This is a genomic window from Bradyrhizobium sp. 134 (assembly GCF_023074155.1).
Taxonomy (GTDB): domain Bacteria; phylum Pseudomonadota; class Alphaproteobacteria; order Rhizobiales; family Xanthobacteraceae; genus Bradyrhizobium.
Genome location: NZ_JADPKX010000053.1, coordinates 241,135 through 261,948 on the forward strand (window position 1 = coordinate 241,135; position 20,814 = coordinate 261,948).

14 protein-coding genes are annotated in these 20,814 nt (G+C 64.1%); 7 read left to right on the plus strand and 7 right to left on the minus strand.

All coding sequences use genetic code 11. The features are described 5' to 3' along the window. Positions 1-60: 60 nt before the first annotated feature. A complete protein-coding gene (locus IVA75_RS21965) occupies positions 61-1,164 on the minus strand; it encodes an anhydro-N-acetylmuramic acid kinase (RefSeq protein WP_247286215.1) in 1,104 nt (367 codons plus the stop codon). Positions 1,165-1,328: 164 nt separating this feature from the next. On the opposite strand from IVA75_RS21965, the gene tyrS reads away from it, so the two are divergent. From tyrS to IVA75_RS21985, 4 genes are all read left to right on the plus strand, one after another. Further along, positions 1,329-2,582: a tyrosine--tRNA ligase gene (tyrS, locus tag IVA75_RS21970; protein WP_247286216.1), complete on the plus strand. Its 1,254-nt coding sequence runs from the start codon at positions 1,329-1,331 to the stop codon at positions 2,580-2,582. Between the two features lie 57 nt (positions 2,583-2,639). Continuing rightward, positions 2,640-3,911 (plus strand): MFS transporter, encoded by a 1,272-nt coding sequence (locus IVA75_RS21975; RefSeq protein WP_247286217.1) that lies wholly within the window; start codon positions 2,640-2,642, stop codon positions 3,909-3,911. Between the two features lie 221 nt (positions 3,912-4,132). Then, positions 4,133-4,537 (plus strand): DoxX family protein, encoded by a 405-nt coding sequence (locus tag IVA75_RS21980; protein ID WP_247286218.1) that lies wholly within the window; start codon positions 4,133-4,135, stop codon positions 4,535-4,537. Positions 4,538-4,933: 396 nt separating this feature from the next. Continuing rightward, the gene (locus IVA75_RS21985) at positions 4,934-6,628 is read left to right on the plus strand and encodes a methyl-accepting chemotaxis protein (RefSeq protein ID WP_247286219.1); all 1,695 of its coding nucleotides are present in this window, start codon (positions 4,934-4,936) and stop codon (positions 6,626-6,628) included. A 96-nt stretch (positions 6,629-6,724) separates the two neighbouring features. Here the strand turns inward: IVA75_RS21985 and IVA75_RS21990 are convergent, their stop codons facing one another. Further along, complete coding sequence (locus IVA75_RS21990) at positions 6,725-10,522, minus strand: DUF3971 domain-containing protein (protein ID WP_247286220.1); 3,798 nt, start codon at positions 10,520-10,522, stop codon at positions 6,725-6,727. 204 nt (positions 10,523-10,726) lie between these two features. Here IVA75_RS21990 and IVA75_RS21995 point away from each other — a divergent pair, with 204 nt between their 5' ends. The 3 genes from IVA75_RS21995 to IVA75_RS22005 all read left to right on the plus strand — a co-directional run bounded on the left by IVA75_RS21995 (position 10,727) and on the right by IVA75_RS22005 (position 13,473). After that, positions 10,727-11,419: a peroxiredoxin gene (locus IVA75_RS21995; RefSeq protein WP_247286754.1), complete on the plus strand. Its 693-nt coding sequence runs from the start codon at positions 10,727-10,729 to the stop codon at positions 11,417-11,419. A 110-nt stretch (positions 11,420-11,529) separates the two neighbouring features. Next, positions 11,530-12,888 carry a M23 family metallopeptidase gene (locus tag IVA75_RS22000; protein WP_247286221.1) on the plus strand — a complete coding sequence of 453 codons (1,359 nt, stop codon included), beginning with the start codon at positions 11,530-11,532 and terminating at the stop codon, positions 12,886-12,888. Between the two features lie 99 nt (positions 12,889-12,987). Next, entirely contained in the window at positions 12,988-13,473 is a 486-nt protein-coding gene (locus IVA75_RS22005) for a low affinity iron permease family protein (RefSeq protein ID WP_247286222.1), read from the plus strand. A gap of 27 nt (positions 13,474-13,500) precedes the next feature. On the opposite strand, the gene IVA75_RS22010 is transcribed toward IVA75_RS22005, so the two are convergent. From IVA75_RS22010 to IVA75_RS22030, 5 genes are all read right to left on the minus strand, one after another. Further along, a complete protein-coding gene (locus IVA75_RS22010; protein WP_247286223.1) occupies positions 13,501-14,736 on the minus strand; it encodes an ABC transporter substrate-binding protein in 1,236 nt (411 codons plus the stop codon). Between the two features lie 108 nt (positions 14,737-14,844). Beyond that, entirely contained in the window at positions 14,845-15,756 is a 912-nt protein-coding gene (locus IVA75_RS22015) for a DMT family transporter (protein ID WP_247286224.1), read from the minus strand. A 137-nt stretch (positions 15,757-15,893) separates the two neighbouring features. After that, positions 15,894-16,775, minus strand: a complete 882-nt coding sequence (locus IVA75_RS22020; protein ID WP_247286225.1) for an NAD(P)-dependent oxidoreductase — start codon at positions 16,773-16,775, stop codon at positions 15,894-15,896. Further along, a protein-coding gene (gene prfB, locus IVA75_RS22025) for a peptide chain release factor 2 (protein WP_155809971.1) occupies positions 16,775-17,906 on the minus strand; the annotation gives its coding sequence in 2 pieces (ribosomal slippage) (positions 16,775-17,836 and positions 17,838-17,906; 1,131 coding nt in all). Before prfB ends, IVA75_RS22020 begins: the two co-directional genes overlap by 1 nt. Positions 17,907-18,017: 111 nt before the next feature. Continuing rightward, positions 18,018-20,519 (minus strand): penicillin-binding protein 1A, encoded by a 2,502-nt coding sequence (locus IVA75_RS22030; RefSeq protein ID WP_247286227.1) that lies wholly within the window; start codon positions 20,517-20,519, stop codon positions 18,018-18,020. Positions 20,520-20,814: the final 295 nt, after the last annotated feature.

Below are 20,814 nucleotides of genomic sequence, written 5' to 3' on the forward strand. Positions count from 1 at the left end.
TTGCATTCACTCGTCAAGTTCGATGCATGTGCATTGACCGGTATCAATGTAGGATCACCTTCACGGCCGCGCGATCACCCCGCCTGTCATCGGCATCGGCACGCCCGTGGTCGCGGGATACGACAGCGGCAGGCCCTTTAGGCCGCGGGCAGCCAGGAAGCCGAAGGCCTGCGCCTCGATGGCGTCGGAGGCCCAGCCGACTGTCTCGGCGGCCTCGACAGTGGCGGACCCCACGCGCTCCCGCAGCATCTGCAGCATGGTCCGGTTGCGGGCGCCGCCGCCGCAGACGATCCAGCTTCGCGGCCTGCGTGGCAGCAGCGGGACGATGCGGGCGATGGCCGCCGCGGTGAAGGCGGTCAGCGTTGCGGCGCCGTCGGCCGGTAGCACCTCGCCGAGCTTCAGTGCTGCAAAATCGTTGCGGTCGAGCGATTTCGGCGGCGGGCTTGCGAAGAACGGCAACTCCAGCGCCCGCGCGATCCAGGCTTCGTCCACCTTGCCGAGCGCTGCGAACTTTCCGTCCGCGTCGAACGCCTGATTCATGGTGCGGTACATGAAATCGTCGAGCAGCGCGTTGCCGGGCCCGGTGTCGCAGGCAATCAGCGTGTCGTTGCCGTCGATATAGGTGATGTTGGAGACGCCGCCGATATTGACGACAACGATCGGCCCTTCGCGCTCCAGCGAATGGACGAGCGCCCGGTGGTAGACCGGCACGAATGGCGCGCCCTGTCCGCCGGCCTCGACGTCGGCGGCACGGAAATCATGCATCACGGGGATATGGATCGCCTTGGCCAGCGCCGGCGCATCGCCGATCTGCACGGTCAGTCGCTTCTCGGGGCGGTGCAGTACGGTCTGGCCGTGGAAGCCCACGATGTCGATGTCTTCCGGTTTCATCCGGTTCTGGGCGACGAAGGCGGCCACCGCCTCGGCATGCGCGAGCGTCACCGCGCGTTCGGCTTCGGCCAGAATTCCCGGCCGGGCATCGCGCTGCGGCAGGTGCACGGCCTCGCTCAGCGCCTGACGCAGCAGGTTGCGCTCCGCCGGGTTATAGGGCCGGTAGCCGGACGGCCCGAATGCCTTGACCTGCTTTCCGTCGGTTTCGATCAGCGCAACATCCACCCCGTCCAGCGAGGTGCCGCTCATCAAACCGAGTGCCATCAACATCATGGATCAGCGTCCTCAAGAGCCCCATCCGGCATGCCGATCTTGTGCCAGAGGGACACATCTTATAATGCCACAGGCCAAAGTAGCGGGCAGCAACCGAGTTCCCACGGAAGACCCTTAAATTGCTCCCGAAACAGTAAACCAAGAATTGTCAGGCGCTCCGACAAATGACCGCATTCAAATCGGATTTCCTCAACACGCTGCAGGAACGTGGATTCATCCACCAATGCTCCGATTTCGAGGGGCTGGACGCACTCGCCGCCAAGGGCGAGGTGACCGGCTACGTCGGCTACGATTGCACCGCCCGCTCGCTGCACATCGGCAATTACCTGACCATGATGATGCTGCACTGGCTGCAGCAGTCCGGCAACAAGCCGATCACGCTGATGGGCGGCGGCACCACCATGGTCGGCGACCCCTCCGGCAAGGACGAGACGCGGGCGATCCGCTCCGTCGCCGAGATCGAGGCCAACAAGGAATCGATCCGCGGCGTGTTCGCAAAAGTGCTGCGCTATGGCGAGGGCAAGAGCGACGCCATCATGCTCGACAATGCCGAGTGGCTGACAAAGCTCAATTGGATCGAGATGCTGCGCGACATCGGCCGGCACTTCTCGGTCAACCGCATGCTGACCATGGACTCCGTGCGGCTGCGCCTCGAACGCGAGCAGGAGATGAGCTTCATCGAATTCAACTACATGATCTGTCAGGCCTACGATTATGTCGAGCTCGCCAGGCGGACCGGCTGCAGCTTGCAGATGGGCGGCTCCGACCAGTGGGGCAACATCATCATGGGCGTCGATCTCGGCCGCCGCATGGGCACGCATCAACTGTATGCGCTGACGACGCCTCTGCTCACGACGGCATCGGGGGTCAAGATGGGCAAGACCGCACAAGGCGCGGTCTGGCTCAACGCCGACCAGTTCTCGGCCTATGATTTCTGGCAGTACTGGCGCAACACCGAAGATGCCGACGTCGGCAAATTCCTCAAGCTGTTCACGACGCTGCCGATGAGCGAGATCAGGAAGCTCGAGGCGCTCGGAGGCTCCGAGATCAACGAGGCCAAGAAGGTGCTCGCCACGGAGGCGACCGCGCTCCTGCATGGCCGCGACGCAGCGAACGAGGCGGCCGAGACCGCGCGCCGCACCTTCGAGGAAGGCGCGCTGGCCGAGAGCCTGCCGACCGTGGAAATTCCACGCGGCGAGTTCGACGCCGGCCTCGGCGTGCTCAATGCCTTCGTCAAGGCGGGCCTCGTTGCCTCTAACGGCGAAGCACGGCGCCAGATCAAGGGCGGCGGCCTGCGCGTCAACGACGAGCCCGTCACCGACGAGAAGATGGCGTTGTCGGCGGCCGACCTGACGCCGGAAGGCGTGATCAAGCTGTCGTTCGGCAAGAAGAAGCACATCCTGCTCAGGCCTGCATAGGCGTATGAGCTTTTCGCTGCTTGTCAGGGCGCGCCGAAGCGCGCTCCCTGATCGGCAATGGACCAGAGCACGCTAGAGGAACAGTCCAAGCAAGCGACCAGGGAACGCGTCACGGCGACGCCGCAGGGCGTCGTGCGCACCGCGCTCGTGGTGCTCGCGCTCTGCTTCACACTCGCCGTGCTCGGCCGCGGCCTCAGCGAAAGCTTTACCGTCTTCCTGAAGCCGATCTCGGAAAACTTTGGCTGGGATCGCGCCCAAGTGGTCTCGATCTATTCGCTGACCTGGCTCGTCAGCGGATTGACTGCGCCGTTGGTCGGACGGCTTTTCGATCATTCCGGACCGCGCATCGTCTATGCACTCGGCCTGTTGCTGCTCGGCTCGGCTTTCCTGATTGCGGCGCACGCGCAGTCACTCTGGCAGTTCCAGCTCTCGATCGGACTCTGCGTTGGCGTCGGCGTCGCCTTCATCGGCAATGTGCCGAACTCGATCCTGCTGGGCCGCTGGTTCGGCCCAAAGCTGCCGACCGCGATGGCGGTGGTCTACTCGGCCATGGGTGGCGGCGTGCTGGCGCTGCTGCCCGCCTCGCAGCTTTTGATCGATCATCTCGGTTGGCGCGAAACCTACCAGCTGTTCGGCTTCGCCGCGCTCGGCCTGCTGGTGCCGCTCATGCTGCTGCCATGGCGGCTGTTCGCCTCGGGCTCGCCGCATATCGCGAAGAAGACCGATCCGGATTTCGTCGATCACGGCTGGACCCTTCCGAGCGCGATGCGCCATCACGCCTTCTGGGCGCTGTTCTCGACCTTCTTCTTCACCGCGGTCGGCATGTACGCGATTGCCGCCCAGATCGTGGCCTATCTGATCGATGCCGGCTTTCCACCGTTGCAGGCCGCGACCGCCTGGGGCTTCTCCGGCGTCGTGCTGGTGTTCGGCATGCTCGGCGTGTCCGCGCTCGATGGCCTGATCGGACGTCGGCCGTCGGTGCTGCTCAGCTACGCGATCTCGATCCTCGGCATCTTCCTGCTGTGGCTGTTGCAATACTCCGCCAATCTCCTCCTGCTCACCGGATTCGTGGTCTGCTTCGGCAGCATGATGGGCTCACGTGGACCGCTGATCACGGCGACCGCGATGAAGATCTTCGGGGGCAAGCGCGTCGGCACCATTTACGGCACGATCTCGATCGGCAGCGGACTCGGCTCGGCGTTCGGCTCCTGGAGCGGCGGCCTGATCCATGACGCGACCCACGGTTACAACGCGCTGCTCGCCTTCGCGCTTGCCAGCGTGGTGCTCGGGATGATCCCGTTCCTGGTCGTGCCCGCCTTGCGGCGCTAGGTCTCCCGAAGGTAACCTGCGGGCATTCGCGTCACCGGGAAATTACGGATGGGCACGACGCGAACAGCGGCAAAAGATGTGGATGGCGCGCGGGTGAAAGTCCCTCCTGCGGTGTTTTGTCCGACATGACAAAAATGTCAGCGCAAATTGCCCTTGGGCGGCTTGCAGGGCAGAACTGAATGCGGTCCTAGTCGCAAGCATTGGATGGAGGGCACAAACCAATGAACTTTCCCTATCTCGTTCGCTTTCAACCGGTTCTCTTGAGCCTGTTTCGTTTCGTCACCGGCCTGCTGCTGTTTCAGTACGGCGTCGCCAAGCTGTTCAAGTTTCCGGTGCTTCCCTACTTCGCAAACATCCCGCCGATCATCTACGCAGCCGGTACGCTTGAGCTCGTGCTTGGCGCGCTGCTGATGATCGGCCTGTTCACCCGCCTCGCGGCATTCATCCTGTCGGGTGAGATGGCCTTCGCCTACTTCATGGGCCACATGTTCAAGGGCGAGACGCCGGTGTTCCTGCCCCTGCTCAATGGTGGCACCGCGGCGATCCTGTTCTGCTTCGCCTGCCTCTATCTCTCGGCAGCCGGCGGCGGCTCGGTCAGCGCCGATGCGGCGATGGGCAAGGACTAGCGGCACAACCGGCGGCGCGTTCCCGCGGCGCTGAGGCATCAGCAATTGATTCGCGGATATGGGGATGGCACCCGAACATTTACGGGTGCCATCTCAGCGCGAGCCCAGCACGTTCCAGACGAGGACGAGGACCGCGACCAGCAGCATCGACATGATGAGACGATGAACGAATCGGTTCATGTCCGCTCCCACCGGCTTCGGTCGGGACTAAAGACCCACACAATCTTTCTCCCAGTTGACTTGCCATGCGCCCACGTGGCGCATTTCCGCATGGATGTTTGCGCATGCGGCTCGCGGACGCCGCTTGCGCGGCAGCCGTCGCACGCGTCCATTCATGATTGGTAAGAATTTCATGCTACCGACGCGAGCAACAATAACCATTCCGTCGAGGCCGTGATGAAGCTGCTGAGCCACCTCAAGATCCGCACCAAGCTCGCCAGCATGGTCTGTCTTTCGGCACTCACGGTCACGGCCATCATCGGGGTGTCGTCCGTGCTCAGCAAGAGCCGCATGCTTGAGGACCGCGTCCAGCAGATGCGGACCGCGGTCGATATGCTCCACAACCTCGCCCAATCACTTGAAGAAGAAGTCGGCGCCGGCAAGCTGACGCAGGCCGAAGCGAAGGTCCAGTTCCACCAGCGCGGCCGCCGCATGAGCTTCAATGGCGGCCAAGGCTATCCGGTGGTCTATAACGCCGATACGTCCCTCATCGTCAACGGCGCCAACCAGCAGCTCGAAGGCAAGATCACCGGTGCGAAGGACTCCAATGGCGTCCTGATCGCCGACGCCATTATCAAGGCTGGCGCTGAGACCGCACAGGGCGGCGTGACCTCCTATCTCTATCCCCGCCCCGGCCAGACGGAGCCCGTCCGCAAGACCGTGTTCGCGCGCAAATTCGCGCCCTGGAACGCGACGATCAGCTACGGCCTCTATGTCGACGACATCGATGCGGACGTGCGAGCCTTGACGCTTGAGCTGGGGGCGATCGGCATCGGCCTGATGCTGCTGATGGCGACATTGTCCTGGCTGATCGCCCGCGACGTGCTCGGCGCACTCGACCGCCAGAAGAACCGCATGCAGGCCATTTCCGAAGGCGCCATCGACGCGGCGGTCGAGGAGACCGGTCGCGGCGACGAGATCGGCCGCATGGCCGAGACCCTCGAAGTGCTCAGGCAGACCGCGCTGACAGCGCGCAAGCTGGAGGCCGAGCAGGTCGCCACCAAGACCCGCAGCGAACAGGAGAAGCGTGACGCGCTGATCTCGCTTGCCGACCGGTTTGACGCCTCCGTCGGCCAGCTCGTCGGCCTGATGGCCTCGGGCTCCGGCGAACTGGAGGTCACCGCCAAGTCGATGTCGTCGACCGCGGAAGGCACCAACCGCCGCGCCGCCGTCGTCGGCTCGGCCGCCACCGAAGCCAGCCAGCGCGTCCAGACGGTCGCGGCCGCCGCCGAGGAGCTCTCCTCGTCCATCACCGAGATCAGCCGTCAGGTCGCGCAGTCCGCCGTGGTCACCGGCCGTGCCGTGGACAGCGCACGCCGCACCGACACCATCGTGCGCGCCCTCTCGGACGGAGCCCAGCAGATCGAGCACGTCGCCGAGCTGATCTCCAGCATCGCGGCGCAGACCAATCTGCTCGCGCTCAACGCCACCATCGAGGCCGCACGCGCCGGTGAAGCCGGCCGCGGCTTTGCTGTCGTCGCTTCGGAGGTGAAGTCGCTGGCGAGCCAGACTGCGGAAGCCACCCGCGAGATCGGCGACAAGATCGCCCAGATCCAGGGCGCGACCAAGGAAGCGGTAGACGCCATCGGCGGCATCACCGCCACCATCGAGGAGGTCAGCCGGATCGCCACCTCGATCGGCGCCGCGATCGAGGAGCAAGGCGCCGCCACCGCCGAGATCGCCCGCAGCGTCTCGCAGACGGCGGAGGCGACCCAGGAAGTCACCACCAATATCGGCGGCGTCAGCACGGCAGCGAACGAGACCGGCAATGCGGCAGGCATGGTGCTCGCAGCTGCGTCAAACCTCTCCAAGCAGGCCGAGCAGCTCTCCGGCGAAGTCGGAACCTTCCTGGCCGGCGTGCGCGCGGCGTAAGCGGCCGGCATCAAACCCAGCACGTCGTCATGGCCGGGCTTGTCCCGGCCATCCACGTTCTGCGCGCTTATTGGAAGGAGCTCGGCAGCCTCGCCGCTATCGCCGCGCGAGGGTGCAGCCGCTCGAGAGCTGGCGCGTCGTTCCGGTCGAACCATCGTTCGACTGCGACGGGAATTCCTCGAACGGCGAGTTCTGTTTGCCGGTGTTGAATTCGAAGATCTTGCGGAACAGACCGGGTGCCATCGCCGAAATCGGATTGACGCGCATCACGGGCGCGGCCGGGGTGCCGACGACCTCGTAGGTCACGCCGATCAATCCTTCATTGTTGCCGCCGCCGAGGAAGATGCCGAACAACGGGATCTGGCCGAAGATGTTGTTGACGCCATACATCGGCACGAATGTGCCGCTCATGCAGACCTGATTGCCGGGAAAGTCGATTGAGCCCTCGATGGTAGCGCCGATCATCGGCCCCTTGACCACGCCGTCGCGGATCGTGAGCGCGCCGTTCTGCCGCGTGAACTCTGCACGCATCGCCGTAAAGGCCACGCCGCTCTGCGCCCCATTGGGAGCGCCCGCCGCGACGCGATCGAGTTGATCCATTCCCTTGACCGAGAAGTCGCGCACATTGATCAGGCCTTCCCGGGTCGTGGGCTCCGACGTCGGCGGCTCCATGGCCACCACCATCTGGCCGCCGAAGACCTTGTTGGTGGTGTCTGTGAAGCGCAGGAAGTTGCCGGCATCGCTGGTCTGGAGATAGATCACCTCGCGGTTGCCCTGGGCGCGGCCGCCGCGCAAATCGGCGGCCACAGGCGTGTCTTTTCCGATCCTGCCGCTCAACGTGAAGGCTTTGACCGCACCATTGCGCCGCGACATCTTGGCCTCGACGCTGCGCATCGCCTCGCCGTTGAAACCCATGACGGCGCCGAGCTTCACGTCCATGTCGAAATCGACGTTCTTCGTCTTGCTCTTGGCATCGTCCTTGGAATTGCCTGAGATCGCCGATTTCAGGAAGCCGCGGCCGTCGAATACGTCGCCGCGCATGGTGCCCTTGACCACGCCGTCCTGGCTGCGCTCCACCTTCAGCGACGCCTTGTCGCCGTCGGACGGCGCGTAGGTCGGGAAGTTCGCGTTCATGAGATCGCCGTTGGCATCGACCTCGATCGACCCCTTGATCGAGGCGCCGCCGCCTTCGATGACGATCTCCTCCAGGCGCGTCGATTGCGCCGTCGGCACCACCTTGAAGCTGGCCTTGCCCGCTCTGCCCGGCAACTTGACCCAGCCGGGCAGGATGTTGTCGAGCTTGACCGAGGTCAGGTCGGCCTCGATGCCGAGCCTCGTCGTCTGGTCGGGCCCCCCGGCGATCTTGCCCGACAGTTTGATCGGCACCGATCCGCTGACGGCGGGGCCCAGATCGAACCCGAGGCGCGCGCGGCTCGCATCGTCCAGCGTGGTCTGCAATTTGACGTCCGCATCGCCCTCGGCGGGCTTGCGGTAGTCGAGCGAGGCCGCCTGCCCGTTGATCTTGACGTCGCCCTTGACCTGATAGCCCTGGTTGCTCGCGACGATCTTGAGGTTGTTGGCCTCCAGCTTCTGGTTCATCACCAGCTTGTCGGCACCAAAACCGTTGAGATCGGCGGTCACGCTGTAGGTGGTGTCGGCTTTGGTCAGCTCGCCCTTGACCGGCAGCCCAAGCTGGACGTTCGCCGAGAACGTCCCCTTGCTGGTGTTGGGATCGATGACGGTCGACGACAGATCGCTCAGGCGATCGTTGGAAAGCATTTCGGCGGCTGCGGGCACCGGACCCTCGACACGGAACCGGGTCCGCGACGGCGACGGCTTGGGCGCCATATCGGGCACCTCGAAGACGAAGTCGGAAATCGTGACCTTGCGGCCCGCCGGCGTATCGGCAATGCCCTGCCCGATATTCACCATCGCGGTGCGGCCGGTCACGCGCGCCTTCAAATCGGCATCGTGCACCACCGGCAGGCCATCGACAGGGCGAACCGTGACACCGCTCGCCACGATATTGACGGACAGGCCGTCGTCGGGAATGGGTGGGCCCTTGCGCGGAAGATTCTTCGTCGGTGAATTAACGCCTATCTCGATGCGCTGGAGCGTTCCACGCTCGATCCGCTCGATCACCCATTCGCGCAACTCGGGAACGACAAGCGTTGGCCACATCCGCTTGAGCGCGGAGGCCGACATCGGCGTTCCCGCAAAACCCAGTGTCAGCCGCGGCTCGCCCGAATAGTCGATGGCACCGGTGCCGGCGACGCCGATCTCTCCGTTGGAGATGTCGGCCTGGGTCAACAGCAGCCTCTTGTGGTCGGTGTCGAAGCGGAAGCCGATCGCAATACGGTTGAAGACCAGCGGCGGCTCGTTGTCGATGCCGCCGAGCAGGATCGAACCGCCGCTGAAACCGAGCTGCCAGTCATTGACGGTGCCATTGGGCGGCTCGACATGAGCCAGAAGCGTCAGACGGTTCGCGCCCGAGAGGACCTTGAACGGAGCGACCAGCACCCGCCGATTGGCGTCCCACTCGACATTGATCTCGGCCGAGTCGATCGCCATCGGATAATCCGGCGTATCGGTGTCGATGATGTTGCCCGCACCGACTGCGATCTTGCCGCGAAAGAAGGTCGGCACGCCGTCGCGGCCGAGCTCGCCCTTGAGCTCGCCGGTCAGCGGCAGGTCGGCGGTGTAGGTGAGATCCTTCACCCGCAGCGCCAGCAGGATGTTGGCGGTCGAAACCTTGTCGGCGCGAATATCGACCGAGCGCACGCCGTTCTCGGTGGGGCCGACCGTGGCCCGCAACGACCACGGACGCGCGCCCTCCTCGCCGAGGCTGAGCGCGACGCCGCCACGGCTGGGTCGGCGCAGGCTCAGCGTGATGTTCTCAAACGTCCATTTGCTGCCGCGCTGCTGGTCGTCGACGATCAGATTGCCGTTCTTCAGGCCGATCTCGTTGAGATTCTGGCCGTCGAGGCCGGTCATGCTCAGACTGTCGAGCCAGTCGAGGCCCTGAAGAATGCCGGTCGGGGCCGTGGCCTGGGTCGCGGCTTGCGATCCGTCGGGGGTCGCAGGCCCGGTGGCGAATGGCGGCGGTGGCACACCGTTCCGCGGGAAAGTCGGCGGCAGCCCCGCGTCCTTCTTGGATGCGACGCCGGTTGCGAGCGGCTTTGCGGTGTCGCCAGCCGATACCGTGACGGTGCCGTCAGGCGCGATCCGGATCGCGAGCTCGGCATCGACGAGGTTGAGGCTTTCGGCGCGCAGATGCCCCATCAGCAGGCCTGCACCCGACAGCTTCACCTCGGCCTTCGGTGCGGTGGCGACAATGACGTGATCGTGGTCGCGCACGACGATATCGCGGATGCGCACGGCGATTCGGATCCGCCCGGCCCGTTCGATCTGCGTGCCGCCGACCTCCACGGTGTTGCCGTGACCGATATTGTCCTCGATCGCGGCCGCGAGCCACGGCGTCGCAATGTCGAGATTGATGGGACCGGCGCCGAGCCGCCACCACAGCGCGCCGAAACAGCCGACGAAGATGACAACCAGGGCACCGGCGACCACGGCCACGCGCTTCAGCCAGCGACCGCCGCCCAGCCAGCGGCGCAGCGGTCCAAACCCGTCAGCGAAGCGATGGAAGCCCGAATTGGAACGCGACAACAGCCGGCGCGCCCGATAGCCCGCCGCCGCTTCCTGATCCGGATCCCAATCGGCGTCGTCCCATTGCTGCTGCTCTGGTTGGCTGCCGCGCCGATCCGAATCCCGATTGTAATCCTGGGGCGACGTATTCCTTGCCATTGCCTCTCGATACAGGCGCCCGTCGTGGGATTGAGCGCCGCCGGGGCCGCAGCCGTCGACGGGAAGCGAAGCTTCCCGCGCCGGCATTGCCGCCATACCTCGAATATTTCTTCTGTTCGTCATGTCGCCCCGGGAGCGCGTTCAACGAGCAGTGGGGTGGTCCGTGTAATTCCTTGTAACCAGACTTCGCCGTCGTCAGACTCATCCAGCCGAGGGCACGATTCCGGCATACCGGAAAAGGGCTGCAATACCGCTTTGGTTGACCCGCCGAAAGCGACGAAAGGAAGGCGTATGTCCAAGAAATCCCGAAAGAAATCGTCCAAAACGCCCTCCGTCAGTCCGACGGCTAAAAAGACGCCCGTGAAAGCGCGGGCTGCGACTCAAACTAAGTCCGCGAAAACACAGCGGACACCGGCGAGCAAATCAACTGGGACCATAGCAAAGACAGCATCGCATAAGGCCGCACCGAAACGGTTAAATTCTTCCAAATCGGCATCAGCGCCCAAAACAGCTGCGAAGGCCGGCTTGGCCGAGGGTCAGAAGGCCCCCGCCTTCCGCCTGCCCCGCGACGGTGGCGGTGTCGTCACGCTGTCGGATTATGCCGGCGAGAAGCTGGTCCTGTTCTTCTACCCCCGCGCCGACACGCCGGGCTGCACCAGGGAAGCCATCGACTTCACCCGGCTGACCGGCGCCTTCGCCAAGGCTGGCACCGCCGTGCTCGGTATCTCCGCCGATCCAGTCAAGGCTCAGGAAAAGTTCCGCGACAAGCACGGTCTCGGCGTGCCCCTCATCTCGGACGAGACGCACGCGATGCTGGAGGCCTACGGCGTCTGGGGCGAAAAGTCCATGTATGGCAAGAGCTTCCTGGGAGTTCTTCGCACTACGATGCTGCTTGGCGCCGACGGCAAGATCGCCCGGATCTGGCGCAATGTCCGGGTCGACGGCCACGTCGACGAGGTGCTGGAAGCCGCAAGGAGCCTTTAACCAATCATTTAAATTCAAGCGGTTCCGTTTCCGGAAAATTAACCATGACCGGCCCAGATTGCCGCGGCAATTAGGCCGCACGGACTCATCCGATCGGCGCGGGAGTGCCGATGTCGAAAAGTTCTGCCCAACTCTCGCAGTACCCCCAACATCACCCCCACGACCACGGCCGAGCCTTTCATCGCCGTGCCGCCGCGGTGGCAACCGCACTTCCCCTTCCGGACATCGACGACGCCTACACCATCGTGCATCACGGCAAGCAGGTTCGCCTGGGCCCTGTGGTGTTCTGGATCGTGGTCGGCACGATCGTGTTGCTCGGGCTCTGGTCGGCCGCAACCGCGACCTATTTCGCCTTCCGCGACGACGTCCTCACCCGGCTGATCGCCCGGCAGGCCGAGATGCAATACGCCTATGAGGACCGCATCGCCGAGCTCCGCGCCAAGGTCGACCGCACCACCAGCCGGCAACTGCTCGACCAGGAGCAGTTCGACCAGAAGCTCGACCAGATCATGAAGCGCCAGACGGCGCTGGAGTCCCGTGCCACGGCGCTCGGGTCCATGCCGGACGTGACCGGATCGATTCCCCGTTCCAGCCCGCAGCGTGGCGATGCCAGCCAGACGACGCAGGGCACGCCAAAGCCCTCACCGATCAGCGACACCGTGATCTTCGTGGCGCCGCCGGATCGCGAGGCGCGGCTCGAGTCGCGCGCGCCGACCCTCGCAGCTCCGCCCGTCAATCAATTCGCCAAGAATCAAGGGTTCGACAACGTCGTCGTTCGGCTCACGACCTCACTCGACCAGGTCGAGCGTCGCCAGATGGCGGCGCTCAACGCCGTCGAGGAAGGCATGGATTCACGCATGCGCCGGATGCGCGGCGTCGTCAGCGATCTCGGCCTGAACCTCGCAAATCTCGAAGCCGCCGTACCGCGCACGGCAATGGGCGGGCCTTTCGTACCCGTCAAGCTCACCGCCAGTTCGGGGCCGTTCGAGAAGCAGCTCTCACGCATCAACAGCACCCGCGCCGAGATGGACCGGCTCAATCGCACGCTCGCACTCGTGCCCTATCGCAAGCCCGTCATCGGCGAGGTCGAGTTCACCTCCGGCTTCGGCGTGCGCAGCGATCCGTTCCTCGGCCGGCCCGCGATGCACACCGGGCTCGACTTCCGCGCCGCGAGCGGCGATCCCGTTCGTGTCACTGCCAACGGCAAGGTCGTCTCCGCCGGCTGGTCCGGCGGCTACGGCCGCATGATCGAGGTCGATCACGGCAATGGCCTTGCGACCCGCTACGGCCATCTCTCCGAGATCAATGTCCGGGTCGGCGAGATCGTGAAGATCGGCCAGGTCGTCGGGCTCGTCGGGTCGACCGGCCGTTCCACCGGCCCGCACCTGCACTACGAAACCCGCATCGACGGCGAAGCAGTCGATCCGCAGAAATTCCTGCGCGCCGGCGTGCGCCTGAGCGCGGGCTAGGCTCGTTGAGAGTCCGCTCGCCTAGTTCCTGTTTACATCGCGGAACTTCGGAGTTCCCTCGACGTTAGATCGCAGCTCCCTTATCAGCGCGATCTTCCGATGCAACAGACCGATACCAAAGCTCGTCCGGCCAAGGGCAAAGCGAACCAGCCACGTAACAGCGCGGCTCAACTCTTCAGCGATATTGCTAACCGAACATCTCAAGCGGCCGGGCGCGCGCTGACATTCATGATTGCAGCCGGCATCATCCTGGTTTGGGCGGTCACCGGTCCCATCTTCCAGTACTCCGACACATGGCAGTTGGTGATCAACACCGGCACCACCATCGTGACGTTCCTGATGGTCTTCCTGATTCAGAATTCTCAGAATCGCGATAGCGCGGCGATCCAGGTGAAGCTTGACGAACTGATCCGGGTGAGCGCGGTGCAGAATTCCTTCGTCGGAATTGAGCATTTGACCGATGACGAGCTCGACGAGATCCGCACCAAATGTGAGCTTCGCGCCAACGCCGAAAAGGCCGGAGAAGAGACGGTCAAGAATACCGGCAAGAAGGCGAAACGCGCCGCCGATCTCGTCACCGAATAAGCGGGGGGACGCCGAAAATGGGGCTGACTACTGTCCGCGCTCGTGGCCGACCTCGCCCGTGATGACGTCGCCGAACAGCTCCCAGGCCTGTCCGTTGAAGCGCATCAGCTGCATCTGCTCGATCGGAAAATAATCGTCGGCGGAGGTGTTGACCATGATGCCGGGCAGCATCAGGTCGGTGTGAAAATCCTTCAGGTTCGTGGCCTGCTTCATGACGTTGTCTCGCGTGAGGTTGTCGCCGCACTGCTTCAGCACCTGCGCCATCGCCTCCGCCTGGACGTAGCCGTAAAGGTTGTTGGCGTTGGTCTTGTCCCCTTCGGGATAGTACTTGTCCATGAAGGTGCGCCACGCGATGACCGCCGGATCCTTGTCCCAGGTCGGGTCGGTCGGATCCTTCAGATATGCGGTCGAGATGATGTCCTTGGAATAGTCGAGCCCGGCGGGCTTGAGCACCGAGGCGATCGACGTAGCCGTATTGGCAAGGAAGAATTTCGGCTTCCAGCCGAGCTCGCCGACCTTCCGGATCGCCTGCGCCGAGCCTTTCGGCGCGGCCCATGAGAAGAAGATGTCGGCGCCGGAATCGTGAAGCGCAACGATCTGCGAGTCGATCGAGGGATCGCTGACCTCATAGGATTTGTCGGCGATGATCATATTGGCTTTGTCGCCGAGCCCGTCCTTCAGGCCCTTGAACTGGTCCTTGCCGGCGTCGTCGTTCTGCCAGAGCACCGCGATCTTGCTGTTCGGAAACTTGTCACGGATATACTTCGCGTAGATCCGCCCCTCGCTCTGGTAGTTCGGCTGAAATCCCATGGTCCATGGGAAATTCTTGGGGTCGCCGAACTTGGTGCCGCCGGAGGCAACGAAGAGCTGCGGTACCTTCTTGGCGTTCATGTATTTCATGATCGCGGAGTTCGAGGGTGTGCCGAGCGGCTGGAAGATCAGCAACACCTCGTCGCTCTCCACCAGCTTGCGCGCCTGCTCGATCGCCTTCGGCGGGGAATAGGCGTCGTCATAGCTGATGAAATTGATCTTGCGCCCGTTGATGCCGCCCTGATCGTTGATCATCTTGAAGAACGCGGCCTCGGTCTTGCCGATCACGCCATAGGACGATGCCGGCCCGCTATAGGGCATGATATTGCCGAGCTTGATTTCGTTGTCGGTGGCGCCGGGATCGTATTTTTTCTGCGCCAGAGCCGATGTTGTGGCCAACACGGCGGCAGCAAGCATGGCGAGGGCTGCAAGTTTATTGCGACAACCCGGCATCGTTCTCTCCCCTGTGTTTTGTAGTCTTGTTTTGCTGGGAGTGTCGCAAGGTGGCTCTCGGCTGGCAAGCGCCGCGATTTTCCGCGAGGTGAAACGGCGGCTCTGGAACTATGTGCCGCGCCGCAGCAGGTTCAGAACGCGCCCATCAATCACCAGCAACGCGCTGCCGATCACGATCGCGCCCGCGATCTCACGCATGGAGATCGGCTCGTCGAGCACAAGCCATCCCAGAAGAATGGCGGTGACGGGAATGAGAAGCGTCACAAGCATCACATTGGTCGCGCCCGAGCGCCGCAGGATCTGGAAGAAGACGATATAGGCGAGCGCTGTCGACAAGCCGGCAAGGCCAAGCACCGCGAGCCATGTCGTGAGGCCCGGCATCGGCAGACGCCACGGCTGCTCCGTTGCGCCCGCGACCAGCGCCATCATCACCGTCGACGCCATGAGTTGGAAGCTTGCCGTCCCCAGCGGAGCCGAGTCCTTCAACAGCCGCCGCGCCGCCAGCGCCGCAAAGCCATAGCTGAGGGCACCGCCGAGGCAGAGCAGGATCCCGAGCCCCTGCCCTGCCCGCGTTTCCGCGCCCCATCCGCGCAGGATGATCACGCCGGCGAGGCCCAGCGCTACGCCGGCGACGCGGCGGAGCCGTAAGGCCTCTTCGCCCGCCGCGGCCATCACGATCACCGTGAACAGCGGCGTGGTGGCATTCAGGACCGACGCCAGCCCGCTTGGAATGAAAGTCTGGCCGATCACGATCAGCGAGAACGGGATGACGTTGTTGAGGAGCCCAATCGTGACGAACGGCTTCCAGCCCGTCACACCCTTGGGAAAGCCGACGCCCTGGATATGGAGCAGCGGCAGCAGAATGGCCGCGCCAAGTGCAACGCGCATAAACACCAGCGTGAGCGGCGGCAATTCCAGCAGCGCAGCGCCGTTGAAAAAGAACGAGCCGCCCCAGAGGACCGAGAGCACGGCGAGCAGCGACCAGTCTCGCGCGTCGATCCGGTTGTCGTTCGGGGACATGGCGTCTCATGACGGTGGCCGAGACAGCCGCCTAAGACAACACGGCGAGCAGCGCCACCCGATTTCCGACGACGCACCCGTTTACAAGACCGATGCTCGAACGAGGCGAACGAGGCTGCCCCATGTCGATGCGACCGCTAGGACGGTTTCTTCGGCCGCGACACCATCTCGATCATCTTGCCTTCGTCGTCGTCAGGCATCGCGGCCTTCGCTTGCGCGTAGGACTCGACCGCGGCGCGCGCGACCAGCGGCTTGTCGGCCAGCAGGCTCTCGGCGAGCTTCACCGCGTAGGCGGCATCCTTGTGCCGCAGTGCCGCCGTGAACGTTGCGCCGGAAAAATCGCGGGCGACCATGCGCTTGGAGTGTCGTTGCACCTGCGGGCTTGCGGCTACGCCCGCCTGAATCGAGTCCAGCACGAGGTTCATGTCGAGCCCGGCCTGCTCGGCAATGGCAAGCCCCTCGGCGAGGCCGGCGATCTGGATCGCGCCCATCAGATTGTTGACGAGCTTGTAGACGGTGCCGGTGCCGACCGAGCCGAAATGGCGGATGGTCGAACCGATCGGTGTCAGAAAGGGCCGCGCGCGTTCGAGATCGGCCGCATCGGCGCCAACGAGCAGCGTCAGCTTTCCGCTCGCGGCCGCATCCGGCAATCCGGTCACGGGGCAATCGATATAGATCAGACCGCGCGCATTCATTTCGCGGCCCATCTCGCGCGCATGGTCATAGGAGACGGTGGAGCATTCGATCGCGATGGTGCCGGCCTTCGCGGTCTTGGCCGCGCCCTCGGGCCCGAGCCAGACCGCACGCGCGGCCTCGTCATCGGCGACCATGGTCACGACGGCATCGGCGTCGATCGCTGCGTCCTCGGGCGAGGTCGCCCACAGCGCGCCGCGCGCGATCAGGTCTTCCGCTTTTGTTTTGCTGCGATTCCACAGCGTCACCGTAAAACCGGCATCGAGATAGCGGCCGGCCATGCCATGGCCCATCCGTCCAAGCCCGATGAAGGCGATGCGGAGCATCAGTCGACGTCCTCGATGTCGGCGCCGGGAGTGCCGAAGGCGCGCTGCGCCAGGGTTGCCGCCATGAACTCGTCGAGATCGCCCCCGAGCACGCCTGAGGTGTCCGAGGTCTGCACACCCGTGCGCAGGTCCTTCACCATCTGGTAGGGCTGCAGCACGTAGGAGCGGATCTGGTGGCCCCAGCCGATGTCGGTCTTGGCGGCCTGGTCGGCGGCGGCCTTCTCCTCGCGCCGCTTCAGCTCGATCTGGTAAAGCCGGGCGCGCAGCATGTCCCAGGCCTGCGCCTTGTTCTTGTGCTGCGAGCGGCCGGCTTGGCAGACCACGGCGACGCCGGTCGGGATATGCGTCAGCCGTACCGCGGACTCGGTCTTGTTGACGTGCTGGCCGCCGGCACCACCGGAGCGCATGGTGTCGACGCGAACGTCGGATTCCTTGATGTCGATCTTGATGGTGTCGTCGATCACCGGAAACACAGCTACGGACGAGAACGAGGTGTGCCGCCGCGCATTGGAATCGAACGGCGAGATCCGCACCAGGCGGTGCACGCCCGCCTCGGTCTTGAGCCAGCCATAGGCATTGTGGCCAGAGACCTGGATGGTCGCGGACTTGATGCCGGCCTCTTCGCCCTCGGACTCTTCCAGCATCTCGACCTTGAAGCCGCGGGTTTCGGCCCAGCGCGAGTACATGCGGAGCAGCATCTGCGCCCAGTCCTGGCTCTCGGTGCCACCGGCGCCGGCATGCACTTCGAGATAGGAATCGAAACTATCGGCCTCGCCCGACAGCAGCGCCTCGAGCTCGCGCCGGGCGACTTCCTTCTTGAGGGTCTTCAGCGCGGCTTCGGCTTCCTTGACGACGCCCTCATCGCCCTCGGCTTCGCCAAGCTCGATCATGCCGATGTCGTCTTCGAGCTCCTGCTCGACCTTGCCGATGCCGGAGAGCGCATCCTCGAGCGAGGTGCGCTCCTGCATCAATTTCTGGGCTTTCTGGGGATCGTTCCAGAGGTTGGGATCTTCTGCGAGCTTGTTCAGCTCAGCGAGGCGCGCCGTCGATTTCTCGACGTCAAAGATGCCTCCTCAGCAGCCCGACAGACTGCTTGATCTCTTCTACCAACCGTTCGATTTCGGCGCGCATGTGATTCTCGGGTCTCGCGGAATTGTTCCGCGTCTCGTTGCAACGGGATGTAGCGGCGGCGGCTGCAAAGCGCAACCGCCGCGGCGAAGAACGCCCTTTTTGTCCTAAGCCCTAGTACAGCCCGCCGGTGCCCGGCCGCATGAAGAAACCGGAATCCGGCTGCTGCTGCTGTGACGCCGGCATGCGGCCGTCGGCATCGGCAACGCCGATGACCGAATAATTATCCGGCGGCGCCGTGCCCGGCTTGAAGGCTTCGAGGATTGTTCCGCCGGTCTCGCCTGGACCGGCGCGCATGCCAGACTTGGCGACGACCCGCACCAGCTTGATGCCGGCCGGCACCTTGAACGGGACCGCCGGCTTGTCGGCGAGCGCGAGCTGGAGGAAGTCGCGTGCGATGGGAGCCGCCAGATGGCCGCCGGTCGCGGCGTTACCCTTGCCGAGCGGACGCGGCTTGTCGTAGCCCATATAGATGGCAACGGCGACGTCGGGCGAGAAGCCGACGAACCAGGCGTCCTTGGCCTCGTTGGTGGTGCCGGTCTTGCCGGCGATCGGCTTGCCGACCTGCTTGACCACGGTCGCGGTACCAGCCTGGACCACGCCTTCCATCAGCTCTGTGATCTGATAGGCGGTCATGGAATCCAGCACCTGCTCGCGGCGGTCGATCAGCTGCGGCTCGTTCTGGTTCTTCCAACCACCCGGCGCGTCGCAGCCGCGGCATTCGCGCTGGTCGTGCTTGAAGATGGTGTGGCCGTAGCGATCCTGGATCCGGTCGATCAGAGTCGGCTTCACCCGGCGGCCGCCATTGGCGAGCATCGAATAGGCCGTGACCATGCGCATCGCCGTGGTCTCGCCGGCGCCGAGCGCGTAGGAGAGATAGTTCGGCAGTTCGTCATAAACGCCGAAGCGGCGGGCATATTCGCCGATCAGGGGCATGCCGATGTCCTGGGCGAGGCGCACCGTCACCGTGTTGAGCGACTGCCGCAGCGCATTGCGCAGCGTCACCGGCCCCTGGAATTTGCCCGAGGAGAAGTTTTCAGGCCGCCACACGCCGGCGCCCTGGCCCTGGTCGATTTCGATCGGAGCGTCGAGCACGACAGTCGAGGGCGTATAGCCGTTGTCGAGCGCGGCCGAATAGACGATCGGCTTGAACGACGAACCGGGCTGCCGATAGGCCTGCGTGGCGCGGTTGAACTGGCTCTGGTCGAACGAGAAGCCACCGACCATTGCCAGCACGCGGCCGGTCCAGGGGTCCATCACCACCATCGCGCCGGACACTTCGGGAATCTGGCGCAGCCGGTACTGGCCCTCGACAGGCTGGGCGTCCTTGTACAGCGGATCGGCGTAGATCACGTCGCCGGGCTGAAGCACTTGCGACACCGCGCTCGCCGCCCTGCCCTTCGCAGCCCCGGACGCCGCTCTTGCCCATTTGATGCCATCGAGCGTGATGAGGCCGGTCTCGCGCTGCTTGCTAATGGCGCCGCCGAGTTCGCGACTCGGCTGGAAGCCGATGCGCGCCGACTGATCGCTGGTCTCCAGCACCACCGCCATGCGCCACGGCGAGATATCGGACAGAGACTTGATCTCGGCGAGCTTCACGCCCCAGTCGCCCGAAATGTCGAGCTTGCTGATGGCACCGCGATAGCCTTGCTGCTCGTCATAGTTCACGAGTCCGGCGACCATGGTCTTGCGCGCCATGACCTGAATCTTCGGATCGAGCGTGGTGCGGACCGAGAGACCGCCCTCGTACAACTTCTTCTCGCCATAACGCTCGAAGATGTCGCGGCGCACTTCCTCGGCGAAATACTCGCCGGCGAAGGTGTGGGCGCCGTTGGAACGGCTGGTCACGGCCAGCGGCTCCTTGCGCGCCTTGTCGGCGTCGGCCTGCTTGACCCAGCCGTTCTCAACCAGACGATCGATCACGTAGTTGCGGCGCTCGATGGCGCGATCGCGGTTGCGAACGGGATGCAGGGTCGCGGGCATCTTCGGCAGCGCCGCGAGATAGGACGCCTCCGCCACCGTCAGCTCGTTCACCGACTTGTCGAAATAAACCAGCGACGCCGCCGCGATGCCGTAGGCACCTAAGCCCAGATAGATTTCATTCAGATACAGCTCGAGGATCTTGTCCTTCGAGTAAGTCTTCTCGATCCGCATCGCCAGCAAGGCTTCCTTGATCTTGCGGGCGAAGGAGACTTCGTTGGTCAGAAGGAAGTTCTTGGCGACCTGCTGGGTGATCGTGGAAGCGCCCTGCGGGCGGCGATTGGAGCCGTAGTTCTGGATGTAGACCACGCCGGCGCGCGCCATGCCGGTGTAGTCGATGCCGCCATGCTCGTAGAAATTCTTGTCCTCGGCCGCGAGGAAAGCGTTGATCACGAGCTTCGGCACCGCCTGGATCGGCAGGTAAAGCCGCCGCTCCTTGGCGTATTCGCCGAGCAGCGAGCCGTCGGTCGCGTGCACGCGGGTCATCACCGGCGGCTCGTAATCCTGAAGCTGAGAGTAGTCCGGCAAGTCCTTGGAGAAATGCCAGATCAGGCCTGCGATGGCACCGACCCCGACAAGGAACAACACCGTTCCCGCGGCGAACAGGAAGCCCATGAACCGCACCAGCAAGCGCATTATCTGTTTATCCGTTCAAACTCTGATCAGCCCAAAAATCAGCCCAAGACCAGCTTAAGATCAGCCCTTGGCACCGAAAACAGGCACCAAACCATCGCGAATTCCCCGGCCTTACTCAATACTATCAGTGCCGGACCCAAGACGCTTGCCGAGCGGGATTCTCGCCGATTCCGGAACCCCCTGCGGCGTTTTTATAAAGCGCCCGCTGTGGCCAAACTAGGGCTTTTGCGGCGGGACGGAAAATCACTCTCAATTCGACGACCCCGGGTCGTCAATATGACGCCCCCCCGGTCGT